This window comes from Inquilinus limosus MP06 (assembly GCF_000767795.1).
Taxonomy (GTDB): domain Bacteria; phylum Pseudomonadota; class Alphaproteobacteria; order DSM-16000; family Inquilinaceae; genus Inquilinus; species Inquilinus limosus_E.
In genome coordinates, this window is sequence record NZ_JANX01001170.1 from 1 (window position 1) to 366 (window position 366).

At 62.6% G+C, this 366-nt stretch carries 1 protein-coding gene; it reads right to left on the minus strand.

Going from position 1 to position 366, the window contains the following annotated elements; all coding sequences use genetic code 11:
• On the minus strand, positions 1-366 hold a 366-nt coding region (locus P409_RS35825; protein ID WP_193366550.1), incomplete at both ends, for a M10 family metallopeptidase C-terminal domain-containing protein.

Sequence of the window (366 nt, forward strand, 5' to 3'; positions counted from 1 at the left end):
TTGACGGTCAGGTCGGCGGTCGAGGTGTTGAACTTGAAGTCGGCGTCGCTCAGATCGCCCAAGGAGACGTTCTTGAGGGTGATCCTCTCGTAATTGCCGCCCCAGCCCATGGCGATGACGACATCCTGACCGACCTGGGTGATGAAGGGCTTCAGGCTGTCGAAGTCGGAGAGCTTGAGGAAAGTCAGGTCGATCTTGTCGCCGTTGACGTTGAAGTCGTTGATCGTGTCGCGGCCGAAGCCGCGGCTGTCATAGACGAAGCTGTCGGCGCCGGCACCACCCCACAGCGAATCGTCGTCGCCGCCGCCGATGAGCGTGTCGTTGCCGATGCCGCCGACGAGGGTGTCCTCGCCGCTGAAGCCCGAG